8 protein-coding genes are annotated in these 15626 nt (G+C 55.2%); all 8 read right to left on the reverse strand.

The features are described 5' to 3' along the window. Positions 1-19 precede the first annotated feature (19 nt). The 8 genes from GTP23_RS12625 to GTP23_RS12660 all read right to left on the reverse strand — a co-directional run bounded on the left by GTP23_RS12625 (position 20) and on the right by GTP23_RS12660 (position 15409). Positions 20-2668, reverse strand: coding sequence for an AIPR family protein (locus GTP23_RS12625; RefSeq protein WP_161035437.1), 2649 nt, complete (start codon positions 2666-2668; stop codon positions 20-22). 75 nt (positions 2669-2743) lie between these two features. Then, positions 2744-4540 carry an MZA anti-phage system associated AIPR family protein MzaE gene (mzaE, locus tag GTP23_RS12630; protein ID WP_161035438.1) on the reverse strand — a complete coding sequence of 599 codons (1797 nt, stop codon included), beginning with the start codon at positions 4538-4540 and terminating at the stop codon, positions 2744-2746. Position 4541: 1 nt separating this feature from the next. Next, a complete protein-coding gene (gene mzaD, locus GTP23_RS12635) occupies positions 4542-5546 on the reverse strand; it encodes an MZA anti-phage system associated PD-(D/E)XK motif protein MzaD (protein WP_161035439.1) in 1005 nt (334 codons plus the stop codon). Further along, positions 5527-8385 (reverse strand): MZA anti-phage system associated Z1 domain-containing protein MzaC, encoded by a 2859-nt coding sequence (gene mzaC / locus GTP23_RS12640; protein ID WP_161035440.1) that lies wholly within the window; start codon positions 8383-8385, stop codon positions 5527-5529. The genes mzaD and mzaC overlap by 20 nt, the downstream gene beginning before the upstream one ends. Positions 8386-8402: 17 nt before the next feature. Beyond that, entirely contained in the window at positions 8403-9851 is a 1449-nt protein-coding gene (gene mzaB / locus GTP23_RS12645; protein WP_161035441.1) for an MZA anti-phage system associated ATPase MzaB, read from the reverse strand. 65 nt (positions 9852-9916) lie between these two features. Beyond that, positions 9917-12295, reverse strand: a complete 2379-nt coding sequence (gene mzaA, locus GTP23_RS12650) for an MZA anti-phage system associated sigma-70 family RNA polymerase sigma factor MzaA (protein WP_161035442.1) — start codon at positions 12293-12295, stop codon at positions 9917-9919. A gap of 281 nt (positions 12296-12576) precedes the next feature. Next, positions 12577-13542 carry a helix-turn-helix transcriptional regulator gene (locus GTP23_RS12655; protein WP_161035443.1) on the reverse strand — a complete coding sequence of 322 codons (966 nt, stop codon included), beginning with the start codon at positions 13540-13542 and terminating at the stop codon, positions 12577-12579. A 1318-nt stretch (positions 13543-14860) separates the two neighbouring features. Further along, the gene (locus GTP23_RS12660; protein ID WP_161035444.1) at positions 14861-15409 is read right to left on the reverse strand and encodes a hypothetical protein; all 549 of its coding nucleotides are present in this window, start codon (positions 15407-15409) and stop codon (positions 14861-14863) included. Positions 15410-15626 lie beyond the last annotated feature (217 nt).

Consider the following 15626-nt stretch of genomic DNA (forward strand, 5'->3'; position numbering starts at 1 on the left):
ACTCCTCAGCAACAAGTTCCTACTCGCTATAGCCGCTGCGAATCAACCTCGCGCGAATATCAAGAATACGTTCACACTCTTTGACGCTTGGCAAAAAATTGGGCATCCTGCAGGCCTGCCTGAGGGAAGTCTGAGCCTTCATGTCGAGGAGGTTCCGAGATATTCCCCAATCGAGCATACTCTTCCATTTTGCCGGTGAAATTCCTAGCACGGAAGTTCGCGCAAAAACGCCATACCCTGTTTGCAGCATACCTCCGCCCTGCCTTTCGAGATATTGTCTAGCAAGGGGGTCGACAAGTAAGTCTAAGAATTCCGGCAATATTCTGGGAGCAGAGCACATCGCGCGCTCCCAGCAAGCCTCTGCCTTCGCCCACTCCGTGACATTCGTTTTTGTTCGGAGCACATCCGTCAGGACGTCAAGCACCAGCCGGGTCAGAACCACTAACTGGGCAGTGATTTCTGCGCGCACGGACTGCGCTTCCCATATTTTTGCAAGGTCGATCTCGCGCCCCCCACCCTGGTGTTTCACCATATACTGCAGCAGAGCCAGACTATAGGTCACGATATTCGGCCGGTATGCCCCGTTGTACCAGCTCTGCTCCTTGACGAGTTTCTCTGTGTGGCGGAACAGGATCGCCATAGCCACTATATTTCTGTAATAGCCGTCGTCGAACTGTGCATCGTCGCTGTTCCAGCGTTTCGAAATCAGACCGGCAAAGAATACGAAATTCTTCTGAGCGCCCGTACTGACTTTATGCGGGTAGCCATTCCAGGTATTTTCCAGCTTGGCAACGTCAAGTTTCGTGAGCAACTGAGCCTTGGGATTCAGCATCAGGAATCGTTCCTTTTCCTGACCTGACAGATCCTTCTGGTCATTCACATACTGCCCCCTGGAACGCTCGTAATACCAGTAGCTGGGCCCGTCATGACCAGCGCTAGCCGGTGCCGTAAGGCGCCTTGAAATCTGCTCCAGGCGGTGGTGATACGGATGGTTGGCAAAGAAATCAGACTCGTTCACCTTGTTCTGGCTATTGGCAAAACGGGCTATCAGAGGAATAAGCTCCATCGCTCTCCCTGGTGGCAGCACAGACAGCTTCATCTGCACTCTGACTCCGCTCAGGTCCGTACCTAGCCGTGATGCTGCGGCAAGCGAAGCTGTCGTCTGCCCGCCATTCACGATCTGGAAATTCTTCGCTTGTAAGATACGAAGGCCATCCGTAGTATCGGTTGTGACGGCTTCCGCCGTCGCAGCAATGCCGTTGTTATAGGCAAAGAACATTTCGGGACGCTCGCTGAGCGTTAGCTGAATCCCGGAATTGATCTTTCCCTTGGTGCTCAGGAACGACCGCACGTTTCCCTCAAGCAGACGACTACCGTTGCGTTCGTAAATATCTGCCAGCACCTCTCCGGATATGGTGCAAAGATACCCTTCATAATTGCCCCCGGATGTGCCGGCGCTCAGTGCAGGCATACCGGTACCGTCCGCATCGAGAAAGGACACCTCGAAATCATCCCTGCCCGATTCGGAGACAAAAGCACCGTACATCCGGCGGATATCCCAGACATGAGTTTCTACCGGGATTCCGCAAAGCGGACCTCTTGCTTCTGTCTCCTGCGTAGCCTCGGCAACACGGTTGGACACAAGGTAGAGTTTCAGGCGCGTAATCGTGTCCCGCATCCGCAGAAGCTCTGCGGCAAGGCCAATACCGGGCTCGATACTGCCGGAGGAAGGCGCAGGCAGTCCGCCCGACAGGGCCAGACCGGCATACCTGTACAGCATATCGAATGCACGTCGCAACTCTTCCTGCGAGATGACAGGCATCCCGCCCTCAGCCGAGAAATCCGTGATCAGCAGGGTGAAAGTTCCATCGACATCGTCAGTCGCGAAACCATCCACCTGCATCGGTGCGTCGCCCGAAAGGCTCTTGAACATGCAACGCTGGAAGTCGGTGATTTCCTCGGCATCGCCAAGTCGGGCGCCGGCCTCGTCCGCGAAGCACGCAGCTGCAGTATCCCTGCCACGCTGGACATCATCAAGCAGAGACGCAACGAGGTCCTGCCGGAAGTGCGCAATCGCCTTGTCAGCACCTTCCTCGGCCGGGACGAAAATCAGCTCTGCCAGAACGGCAAGGTCAATTACCCTGACCACAACGGATTTGTTACGTACCTGCAGCGATGGAACTTCAAAGTCACCGGACAGACCATCCGTCAGGACGGAGATGGAGACCCGTTCAATACTGTCATACGCCATGCCGACAGTACCAATCAGGCCGAAGGCATCATGCGACTCGTCTACACAGGCTGTCAGACTGCCATCGAGCGCATGACCAAGGAACGCGACGCACTGGGCAACGGCTTGGTCAATTTCCCCGCTAGCGATCTGTAAAGGGGCTTCGGCAGCATGATAAAGGCTAACAAGAAGATCCAGCCTGTCTCCTTCATCCGAAAGAGAAAATCCGCTCAGGCGGACCGCATCGCCGCCGATAATGGCCGAATACTGGCATAGCTGGGGTGAAAAGGTCTGACCGGCCCTCGCCATATACCCCGCGACAGTAACGATGAACGCGTCTTCTCCGAAGAGCATCGCGGAATTGCTTTGCTCTGCTCCGGTACGCAAAACGTCCCGCATGTCGCGATTCAGATGTCGTAATACTTCTGATAGGTCCATATTGCTGCTTCCCCGTTCTACTCGTTTGGTCCGCCAATTTTCTCTGTAATCCGGCAATCCGCAGGATCGCCTCTGCTATGGAAGTCGTACTTCCGGAATATTCCGGAGCGGTACGGAATAGCCATGTTCTGACAGCAGCGCCCAGCACTCCTTCTTTTTCGCCCATTCCGAAACCATACGGCCATTCGCCGTAAGATGTAGCTGGGCATTAATCTCGTCGGACCACGTGACAATCTGTTCGCCGAGTTCCGCAGAAATTCCCTGCTGCTGCCAGATATAATCCAGATCGATCCTGCTACCCAGAATTCGCGACAGTAGTGCAACGGTGTAGGCCGTCACATTCGCCTTGAAAGCGGGAAAGCGGGGGTTAATCAGACGGGTCGCCGCCTTGAAGATGATGACCTGCGCAATCATCTGCTTGTAACGCACGGTGTCAGGCAGTACGGGAGCACCATTGGCACCCGGCGTCATCATCAGATTCATGAATATGGGGAAAGCTTTCTGCCCCCCTATGCTGACGAGATCAGGCATCTGCATCCATGCACTCAGGTATTTTGCGAAATCCGTCTTCGTCAGCTTTCGCGTTGCCGGCATCGAAGCCTGGATACGTTTGAGGTCGGAAGGACGTTTGACTTCGCGCTCCAGCATGACTTTATAGCTTCCCGCAGCACGCTCGTAATACCAGCGACTGATGCCATCGGGGCAATAGGTTGCCATTGCCAGTTTTTCGAGAGCTATATGGAACGGCTTGTTGGCGTAATGATCGGAGCCCTTCACCGCGCTCTGCGAGTTGGCGTAGCGCGAGATATCGGCAATCAGCAGGTCTTCGGTCACCGTATCGGAGCGGCGCAGAACGATAATCTTCGCCGGCACGCGCACGGGTCGAAGATCGATGCCGGGATTTTTCTTCTTGGTGAAGAAGATCGAAGCCATGGTCTGGCCGCCATTTACGACCTGCATGCCCTTCAGCCAGCTGATCCCAGGACCGCCGTCCGCAGAGCGTTCAAGCTGAGCTTCGTCGGCAACGATGACTACGCCGTTGTTGTACGCCATGAAGCGTTCTGGCTGGTCACGCAAGGTATCCCGTATTCCCTTGTTCACGGCATTGGTCTGACTGAGAAACGAGCGCACATTCGATTCGAGAATGCGCGCACCGTATTTCTCGTATAGAAATCTTAATGCTTCACCCGGCAAGACGGTCATGGCATAGTCGTATTCACCGCCGTCACCAGATACCCACACGCAGGGCAACGGGCCACCGCAAACCTCGCCGAAGTTGACAACCAGTTCATCTCGCGGCTTCCCGCCTTGCCAGTGGTTAAACAGGCGTTCGATATCCATGACTTCCAGCTTGACCGTCTTACCCTGTATCAAGCGGTGCTGAAAATTCCGCGTCTTCGCCTTGCCATCGGTCAGGATATAGATCCGGATCTGGTCGAGCCCTTCATAGGCCTTCTCGACTGTCTGTACCAGTGCAAAGGCATCATGCGACTCGTCCATCGTCTTGGCAAGCTTCCCCTCAACGCACAGATAGAGGAACCGCGAACACTGCTCCGCTGCCCTGATAGTCTCTGCATCGGGAATCGGAGTAATTTCGCCGGTACCGGAATAGAGGCTGACAAAAAGATCCAGCTGGTCCATCTCTTCCGACAGAGAATAGCCGCTAAGACGGAGATTGGCTCCGGCAACCTTCGCCTGGAAATGGCAGATCTGGGGTTCGAAAGTCATCCCGATCTCCGCCATGTGCCGAGTCACTGTTTCCGTAAAGACCAGCTCGGGAAAAGGCACCGCCTCCCCCGGTTCGCTGGCACGTGCAGCAATCTCATCCTGCACTTCCTGCTGCACCTTGTGCAGAAAATCTATCAGTTCCATTTCAACCTAATCCAATCATCTCAATCACTTCAGCCAGGGAGATATCTCGTCCCCGGACACTATCCAGTTCAACCTCGTAACGCACCGCCCGCACTCCATCGGGAACAGTTCCCGGAAGCAGGCGCGGGAAGGCTTCGTTAACTTCAAGAAAACGGACCTCCACTGGGACCAGAGCTCTCGTGTAATGCTGTGCGTCGCTGTCGGTATACTCGGCACGCAGCAGGGCGCTATCGAAAAGGGCGAACGCAGCACTGTCCGCAGACAGACGTTCGCGTAGACGCACAATACGCTCCGGGAGAGTCTGGCCGGTCGGGCCACAGGCAAAACGGCATCCGCACACGAAAAGCGGGGAGCGTACCGAATCATCCAGCTGTTCGAGTGACAGAATCTTCGCGCGGAATCCCGACTGGGCCAGCGTGCTCTTGACCTCGATTGCACCATGCCCCAGCGCGAAATCCTGCAGGCCGTCGAACGGACCAAGCCAGGCCTCGACAACCTTGCCTACCGGAATTCCCGCATCGATCAGCATGTCCAGGCAGTGCAGTTCCCCGGCAAGACCGAGCTCCGCCTCAGGACCCAGGGTCCGGCCGCCGCTGCTCATAAAATGCTGCCATGCCCTGATTCTGCCTAAATACAGTTGCATCCGTAGCTGCTCCCCGACCTGCAGATTTTCGGAGAGGATGGAAACCAGATCGGCAGCCATTCTTGCAAACATATCGACGCTCCCCTGCGGCTGTCTGACAAGTGCAAGCCAGGTTCCGGCATTGCCGGTCGAAATGCGTTCGACACGAAATCCGCTGCCGGATGGCAGCAGCGACAACGCGGGCAGGCTTACACCATCGAAACCGGCAAGCAGCGCCTCGCAATTCTGCGGAAAGAGCCGCGCGGCCAGCAGCTTGCCCTCGCGACCACCCGAGATGGCGATACTGCGCCAGCCATCGGCATTGTCGCCTGCCGACAGTGCACGCCAGGCAGCAAGAATCTGGTCATTGATCGGCTGCGGCATATTCCTGTTCCCAGAGTATGTTATTAACCATATATTCGACCTTGACGCCCGACTGGCTCCCCGGGAAGCTGATCCCAAACGCTACTACGGGCGGAGTATCCTTAGCGACATCCAGCCCGGAAGCGACCGGATCGAGCAGATAGATCATCAGCAGTCCCCGCTCCGGATGGGCCTCGACACCGTGCGCACCGAAACCCCTGATGCGTCGCATCGAACGGCCACCGGGTACTACCGGTTCCGTCTTGTTTTTCAGCTGGTCGGGTTCTTCCAGCCAGATCCTTTTTGTTTCGCTAAGTGCCGCACTCCACGCTGCATCATCCAGATCGATGCCCTCGTCCTTCGGCGACAGCAACCGGCCTATCGAATAGCGCCCTGCATCCGGAGATTTGTTTGTGCGCTTGGCCCTCATGACGGACAGCCCGTTCCCGAATTCCATCGGATCCGTCTCCACACCGCCGCCGATGATCGCAACCGTCCAGGACGTCAGTTCTCCAGTTCGCGCCATCGATACGATGAACTCGCGCAGCAACTGGCTGTTTGCCTTGGGTGCCTCGGTATGTGTCTTGTAGGCTCCCAGGAAATCGGTTACCTGTTCATACCCGACATCGTTCCAGATGACTCCGTTCCAGCGCTCCACGCTTCCACTTCGCGTCCGCTCGGGAATTTCCCGTGCCTGCCCCATTGAAGCAACCAGTAATTCCAGTGCATCAAGATTTCTCTTAAGAACATGAGCCTCCTTGTACAGCGAGACCGTCTCGATGACATGCCCGCTAAATGAAAGGAAGAGACTGCGGGCAGTACGCATCTTCAGCCGTGATGTAACCATCAGTACCGGATGTGAGACCACTTTCAGGCCGTAGTCACGCGGTGTCCCGCCGCTCTCGACCATCGCGTCGAACTCGTCACGCAACTCCTCCGAAGCATCGGCGATATGTTCGAACCATTCGATCAGATCGGAGGTCGTGTAAAGGCGACAGAGATCCAGGTAGCCGGGGCGGTAGCCGAACCAGCGCCCCATCTGCATCAGGGTGTCGTACATCCGCGAAGCGCGCAGGAAATAGCTGGTGCAGAGTCCCTCCAGTGTCAGGCCTCGCGCCAGTTTGTCGCCGCCGATCGCTATGACCTTCAGACCACCGGCACTATCGGCGTAATCCAGCGCATCCTTTGCAGTCCCGTTGATCATCCGGACACTGATTTCGGAAAGGATCTGCGGCAGAATTTCCACGACATCGCACCATTCGACATTACCGTCCGGAGTTTCCGAGGGAAGGATGTCCCGCATGGCAGAGCAGGTTGGCAGGAAATCCTCGTGCCACAGTGTCTCCATCCTTTCCAGCACAGGTTCATGACCGACCCTGCGCGCCAGGCGCTGCTCGATGTGTTTCACATAGGTCTCGACGGTCGCGTGTACCTCCCTCTGTACTGCATTGAACCGCGTGACGTGGATCAGCATCGAACTGTGCTCGCCTTTCTGTCCCCGCAACTGACGCACGGCACAGGCGATTATGAACGCATCGATTGCCTCGCAGAGGGATGCCGGCAATCCGGCAGCGGAGTCGGCAACCGGCCGGTGGCTGCTCTTGTGCGATGTAGGCATCCACCCCGACTTCCCGCCGTCAGTGTTGTGATCCCCGACTTCGCGCACAAGTGGAAGCCCCCCCTCGCGACTTTCGCCTTCGTTCAAACCGAACACGCGTGCGGGACCGATATAATTCGACGGTGCCCCCAGGTTATATATAAAAGCTGCAGGGAAGAGATCAGGCCCCTCCAGCTGTGTCGCACTACGTTCGTGAATGAAAATATTGGCAAAGGGAGTTGCCGTGTAACCCACGTAGGCTTTCCGCTGGAATACATGCAAAATCTTCCGGATGTAACTGTTGATTGCGGTAGGCTGATGTTCGTCATCCGGGCTTCCGTCTTCACCGAAAACCTGTTCGCCGGTATCTACGGATGCATGATCGGCCTCGTCGTCGATCATGAGTAGCGGGAGGTGCGTAACCATTCTCCGACCGCTCTCCGGATCAGTTACGTTGGCAACGTGATCCTCGATCCAGCGGTAGAGTCTTGCCAGTACCGTCTTGTTTTTCTTGATCACGAACAGCCACGGACGCTGCTCCGGCGAAATGCCCAGATTGGTCACGTTATTCCGGGTAAAATCCCCCCGTTCCGTACGGTTGGTTGCGTAGTGTGGCCGGATCGCAGGATCCCGGTCGATATTACCCACGCCGATCACACGCTGACCATCATTGTCGTTACTGGTTTCGAAGCCAAGGAAACCCTCGTCAAGGCGCATCTGGGTCTGCGAACGCAGGTTGTTATGCAACCCGGCCAGAACAATGATGATCTTGTATCCGGCATCGGCAGCCTTGCAGATAAGGCCGGTATAGTTACCGGTCTTGCCCGACTGGACATGTCCCACCACAAGACCGCGGCGGTCCCAGGGACCTTCGCGCAACGGGTCCTCGAGCATGCCAAGGATTCTGTCCGTCGATTTATCGATGCCATCGACGGGATCCCATGCCATGCGCTGCTCCTGCAACTCGCGGTAACGCTGCCAGTAGCGCCAGTCCTTCTTCCGGTCGGTAGTCAGCCACGGAAGATGTCCCTCCTCGCTGACGAGGGACTTGTCCTGACCGCGCCACACGCTGAAACGACGGATCAGTTCGTCAGTGACGCTTTCTCTGTCCAGCCCTTCCCCCCACTTGGGCATCATCATGATCGCCATCGCGATCTTGTCGGCAATTAGCGCCGGAGTAATTGCCGTCTTGTCCGGTTCGGCAAGGAGGAGTTCCTGGACAATCTTAATTACGCTGATACGGTTGGCTTCATTTGCAGTCATTTCTTAGTCTCCAATAGTCATTCGTCGTCCGTAAGCGCAGCGACGAGATCGGGGTAATTCTGGAATGGTTCGCTCAGCAGAATCCGGCTTCGTGCCATCTCCGGCGACATCCCCTTGATCCGTACCATGTTGCGGTAAAGTACATGCAGAATTTCGGTAACCGCCGCCGGCGGCTCACCAGCAAATCCCGTACGGGGCGTTTCTCGATTCTCTGCCGTGTCGAGCCAGATCCGCTGGACTGGGACCGTCTCTTCGATAATACGGAGCATGGCCCGGATCTGCGGCAGGAGTCCGTTAGCCTCATCTAGCACTGCCCGTACGGCGGGATGATCCGTGTCGATCCGGTAACGCATACCGCCGGAGAAATGGTCAGCACGCCATGCCTGCGACACCTCCTTGCCGCCCGGTGCACGCGGTGCCTGGCCACGCTGGGCAAAAGCTCTGCGCGCCCGAGTCCGCGTCTCCTCGGCAAGCCGGATCAGCCAGGCCCGGACTGCCACCGGCGGCCTCGCCGTCGACTTCCTGATGTCGATCTTCCAGTCAGCATCTGCCGAATTCGGAATATCGAGACGGATCCGCGCAAGCCGGTGCGCTTCGTCTTTTGTCCACCCACGGCGCTGCCCGAGACCGAGCCAGCTTCCAGCCACAAGGAGGCGCTGGTTACGGTACACATAGAACCCCTGCTGGGCAGTCCAGCCGTCGGGTCCCTGCGCACTCTCGTATTCCTTCTCTGTCAGCCGGTCCTTGTGAGGCAGTACATGGCACTCGACTTCGACCCCGGAGGTTGCGCCGAATGTCGACACGGGAGAATGCCATGGCTTCGCGGGATGACCGCTGAGGAACGGGTCCCACGGCGAGACCCCCCTGCCATTAATCCGGATCCGTAGCCGCGGTTTTGTGCCCTCGAGAAAGCGATGAAAAACCATCGCAAGGTGCCCCTCTACCCTGTCGATAAGATCTAGGAAATCCTGCTCACCGAAACCGGTCGTCACAACGCGATCAAGAACCTCCAGCAATACCAGCGTCCCGCATCCGGATGCGCCGAACGACTCGACCAGACTGGCGGAACTTTCGTCAGGACCTTCCAGCAGATGCCAGCCATCATCCGCACTGGCTGCAAGAACATCAAGATCCCAGCGCAGGCACTGCAGGCCATCCGCGCCGACCGTGGCAACGGTAAGCCGGCGGCACTGCGAGAATGATGCGGTTTTAAGCCCGAGACCGAACCGTCCCAGATCGGAATCGGAACGGACGTCTAGAGGATTCTTTTCCCCCAGCCGCATTGCCCGATCCAGCTCCGCTGCATTCATCCCCGTGCCGTCATCGCGGATCTCGATCCGGCTATGTGCTCCCGCCCAGACAAAGTTAAGCTCAACTGCGCGCGCGCGGGCTGCGATACTGTTATCAATAATGTCGGCTAGTGCAGTCGCCGTGTTGTAGCCCAGACCACGCAGAGCCTCGATCATTGCACCGGCACGAGGTGGTGCATTCCGGAATTTTGTTGTTGTCATATAAACGGGATAGAAATCTGTTAGTCGGAATCACTGGCAGACGGCAGGAACGGGCGCAGCAGCTTCGCCCGAGACTCCTGGCGGAGCCTGGAAAGAACCTTTGCTTCGATCTGCCTTATCCGTTCACGTGTAACACTGAAATACTGTCCGACCTCTTCCAGTGTCATCGGATCCAGCGCCGAAAGACCGAATCGCAAAATGATCACATCGCGCTCCCGCTTCGAAAGAGCATCCAGCATCCCCATAATCAATGCGGACAGGTTACGGACCGATAAGGTCTGCAGCGGGTCCGGAGTAATTCCCCGGTCATAGGTGTACCATCCGGCATCGGAATCCCTACCGGCCGCAAGATCTTCGAAAGAAACGATTTCGGAGTCGGCCTTCATCGCGCGCCGTACCTCGTCGAGCGGAAGACCTATTCTTACTGCAATTTCCGCGGCTCTGGCAGTTCCGGGCACATGTGACTCAAGTTCGGCTTTAACCCTGTTAACGGCTCTTATTCTGTCGCACATGTGAACCGGAATCCTGACAAGACGCCCCTGGTCAGCAACTGCCCTAGAGATCCCCTGCTTGATCCACCAGGTCGCATACGTCGAAAATTTGAATCCGCGCCGGAAGTCGTAGCGTTCGACAGCCTTGAAGAGTCCCAGATTGCCCTCCTGTATCAGATCCTCTACCTCCAGGCCCTGGCCGCGATATTTGCGTGCCTGATGCATCACAAGCCTCAGATTTGCGTGTACAAGCTGATCTCTTGCGCGCTCATAATCACGGATGGCATGGATAGCCGCCTGACGGACCGTGATATCGGAATGATTCAGGACAGCTAGAAAGCAAGCGATTTCGGATGCTGCCGGCCGCGGCATCGCAATCTCTCTGCTACGTGGCGGGACTCCTGCTCTGAGCGCATCAACATATTCGAGAAAACCAACACCGGCTATCTCGTCGTCGGCATTCGCGGTTTCTTCTTCGGCAGGAACTGCGGACACCACTGGCGATAGCTCGTCGGTTTCCCCCGAATCAGAAGAGGTAAGGTGAGAGTTGCTTCCGCCACAGACTTGCGCCCACATTTCGCCAGGAAGCTGCACCAGCGCATCGGCAAGAATAGCAAGCGCGCCATCCATACGCTGCCCAAGTCTGATTTCGGCATCCTTGTCAATAATACCGAAACGCTGAGCCTCCGCCATATACGTGTAATGGATATCAGCATGCCGCGAGAGGTCCGCATCGAAATAATCAAGCGCTTCCCTCACCGCGTCTTCGTCTACCGGCTTCTGGTGAAGGCTGAAACAGTAGAGGCTGCCATCTTCCACGACGACACCGAGGTCACCCAGCAGTCGCCGGACGAGCTCTCCGGCATGTGACAGGTCATCTCCGAAATCTTCATTGAGCGCTCGGGAAAAATGTTCCCATGTAACAAATCCATCCGCGATTCCTGCACGAAACAGATCCGCAATTGCCGGATAGGTATCGTCGTCAAGCCTTGCTGCGCGCCAGAACAGTGCGGGAAGATCGAATTCGGCCTCGGACCAAGCTGCATCCGTATTGACACGGCGATGCTTCGAAATAAGATTCTGCGCAATATCCGCAGAAATGACGCACGTAAGATCATTTGCCGGGCGCAATATCTCTTCGGACGGGAGCCAGTTATCGTACTCGATTGGTTCGTAATCAGGGTCGGCATCCGCGATAAGCGCAGCAGACTGCGGCTCTGGGTCCGATACAGAATCAGCTTCCGCCGCAACGCACTCCAACCCGCCTACTATCTCCGAAAATACCGGATTCTCGCATTCAGGAGAATCGGCATATCTCCGCAGATATGTATCGGATATGGTCGGCGAGACGGGGGCGGAAATGGCAACGGAAGCTGCATCTGGCAAAACAGCGCACCATCCCTGATCGGCCATAATGTGAGCTACACTTGGCTCGACCGAAGTATCTTCCGCTGAAACCTCCCCGTCAAAAGCCAATACCGCTAACCCTTGCGGAAGGAAACCCTGCCCGTCTTCACCTGAGCACACGGCAGTTTGTGCCGGCGTCGCTGTCCGATGCGCAACCGAATCACTCCCTTCTGTAAATGCGCTCTCCCGATGCCCCCGAGCAACTTCGTGATCGCCGCCTGTCCGGAGCAGCTTTCCGATCGCGTCGAACCCGAGATCGGCCGCCATTTCGGCGGCCGTCCTATTGCCGGCACCGATAGCAGAAGGATCAGCTCCGGCGCCGAGCAGAGCGGCACAGACATCAAGCTGGCCATTCGTCGCTGCAATCATCAGCGGCGTAAGTCCCGCGGGACTCCTCCCGTCGACCGGCTCACCTTTCCGGATGTGCGATAGAACCGCTGCAACTGCGCCCACCTTAAGTGCCAGACAGAATAGAGGGCTGAGACGTTTCTGAACCTGCATCAGATGTCCACCTGCATCGGGCCAAAGGCATCTACTGCACTGGCACTAAGATGCGATGCTGCAGGAGCCTGCGGAGGATATGCTTGCAGGATGCAGACATCGGACGGCGATTCATACGGACGCGGGTGCTGCGCACCGGGTAACCGGTATGCAGGCAGAACAGAGATGTAATTAGGAGAGTACAAAAAAAGATCCACGTAATTTGGAACTGCTTCAGGCGCACCGGTTATCTAGCGAAGCACTCATTCTGGAACACGGCTAGCTCACAGGATGAGCCAGCGTCAGATTCTTTTCAGTGCTGCATGCAGCAGGTCAGTCACGGTCTCACGTAGACTGCTAGGCGATACAACGCTGACCTCGGGAACGTGACGCAAGATATCCATCGAAACTTCCCGGGGATCGCTGTAGGGGAAACGCAGGTGGTAGCAGTCCTCGTCATCGAACCACGATTCCTGCCTGTCGTGCCAGGTCTCCTGACTGACCCAGCGGGCCCGCTCTCGGGAAAAGACTAGTTCGGCCCACTGGATTTCTCTCCCGCCGAAAATTCCGTACCCGGAATCCAGAACCGCACCCAGTTCGGCAGCGGACACTTCAACGGCAGAATCCTCGGTAATAGTTACGCTGCACATGGCACTCAGTCCGAAGCTGCGTATCTCGTTTCGTAGGTGACACCATGCATCGACATACCAATTCTCCCGATAATGCGTAAGCCGCTGGGGCGAAATCTCCCTTTGCAGTGTCTCGTCGCGAAAGCGGTTATGGTGCGAGATCAGCAGGCGCTTGCGATTCATCACCGCCGTCGCAACCGGCATGAAATGCTCCGGTTCGCAGGTTCTGGCATTCAGACGCAGGATGCGGATACGTTGCTCGAACACATCGATCGAGACTCCCTCTTCTCCCATCAGCAGCCGCATTCGCGCCAGCAGGGGCTCGACCTGTGCGGTCAGCAGACCTGGGCCCAGGCTGCTCAGTAACTGGCGCATGGTGAGAAGTGCATAGATTTCTGCGGGATTGAACCATAACCCGGGCAGCTCGTACTGCCCCCCTGCACCAGCAACGCCGAACCTGTAGCCACCGGCATCGCGATCCCATTCGATGGGCGCGTTCAGCCGTCCCCGCAAGTAGTCAAGATCACGCTTGAACGTCGCATGGGAGACTTCCAGTTCGCGCAAAAACGTTCCAAGTGGGACGACAGCACGCTCATGTAGTAACTGGTCGATTCGGTAAAGACGCTCGGTCTGATTCATACTGTGAACACGCAGAACTCCCGTAATCTGAACAGGAATTAAAGTGAAAAAATAGCCACGAAAAGCGGTATCCGATAGCCGCTATCTATGCCCAGAATTAAAAGAATTGATAAACAACATATTCCTCGCTCCCGGTAACGCCCGGGATTCGATAGAAAAACCGGAGATACAAACCGACGGCTTTGAAATCTCCCATCTGAGTTCCCGACAATCCGCAGGCCACATAGCAGAATTACGGCGCCACACCGATCCCGAGAATCCGAATATTCCAGAGCAGAGATATATGTATATTAATTTGCTTCGGATTATTTAAGTTTTTATTATGGCATTTTTTCCATAAAGAAAAACTATCCAAATGTCACACTGAATACAGGGAATAAAATTCAACGGACATACCAGCCTGTAGCAGCCATTCCGGCCCGAATGGCCCGTAGTCATATATCCGCGAAAATTACATGTAGAGGATGACCGACTGATATTGTAGAAGTGCCAGGCTGTGGCCGTTCCTCTGGATTTAATCCGTTATCATCCCTGCAGGCTTTAGCCCTTGGGAATCGTAATAGCCGCCCCCTCATACGTACGTAATAAGTGATGTAAGTGGCCCACATTTCGTTCGACCTAGCCATATCGAATTCCCGCTGCAGAGTATCGCGGGCTATCACTGACGGCAAACCGCCGCGCTTTTCCTTTCGCTTGGCATAGCCCGTCCTAGAACGAATCCCTTTGGGCACACATCAGGTGGCGTAGCCAGCTAATTCCGCACCGTAATAAAGGTTCTTGCAATAAATCGAATATTTTGTGGTAGCCATAGACAGCTTCACTTTCTAGCCGTGCCTGCTTTCCTTTGTGCGCGCGTTTCGCGAGCCGTTGCATTACGCATAATTGCCGCAGGGATGCTCCCGCCCATCTTGCAAAGGCGCCGGATTGAATAAATATCGCGGTGATCGCGGATGAAGGCTTAGCTCACTTGGTCGACGTGACAAAGTTGGCCGGTGCCATTCGCTGATTATCGAGCACCTCATTGACACGGTTAAACTCAGCCTTCAGGCACTGCGTTTTTCGAATCTGTTCTTTTTAGCGACTTCAGATTAGCCAAGCATCCGAAAGTAAAGGGAAGGTGTTGCAGAGTCTGATTGATTGGGTGCGCTGGAATGCGCTAAAACACGCTTCCAGTGCCACAAATTTGCCTTTAATTTCCTGATTGGATTTGCTCTACAATTCAAAGGCCTGCAGTGCTCCAACGAATTCTGTTCAAGTTAAGACACCAATACAACGCCTCAGCGAATGGCTGAATCGTCGACATATGCTTTGCAATACGCTATTTCCTTGTTTGCCAAAGAATAAAGTCAACTTTCTTAACATCGGTAAAGCAAAAGTCAGAGACAACCGTGCGATCAAATTCCGCAATACAATTCTGACCGTCTGCGGAGTCGACAAACTCCGAATACCACTTCTCAAGGGAGGCATATACCTTCTTGGCAAGTTCAAACTTTTCTTTATGGGAGTAGCTTGGTGCTTTGTGTCCGCTGTTTTCTAAGACAAAGCGATCCCAGACGGGTTTTGATGGATCTATGGTGGCAAGAAGTTTGCTCGCAAAAGAAGGCTCATATCTCCCTGTCAACCGATAAATCTCATCAAGAATGTCGCTGAAGGTAGAGTTTTTCCCTTTGAGACTTTGCATAAGACTATAGTAGCCTCGATACCAACTCTCCTGACGACGTTGAACACGATAGAAAGCATTGTATGCTCGCTGAAATTTTGCATCGTCGGACACATCGACCATTGCAAAAAGACGCATCAGTTCAGTGTATTGCAAAATCCCTTTTTGAGCTCTCGAAAGTGCGTCCTTTATTTCAATCAGTGTCATGTCTATTTTTATTTTCAATAATTTTAATAAAAGTTATCTACGGACCGTGTAAGCCACCCATCATGCTGATAAGGAACTCACAAAGCCTCCTGCATCGACGTCACGAAATTTGGTCCTCCCAATGAAGCACGCGATCTCTTAAATACCGCACTTCCGGATAAAAGCCATGAGCTTGGCAACAGCTTCCAAACATACCACTTTGTTTGCTCAACACACA

The organism is Duganella fentianensis (assembly GCF_009857835.1).
Classification (GTDB): domain Bacteria; phylum Pseudomonadota; class Gammaproteobacteria; order Burkholderiales; family Burkholderiaceae_D; genus Rugamonas; species Rugamonas fentianensis.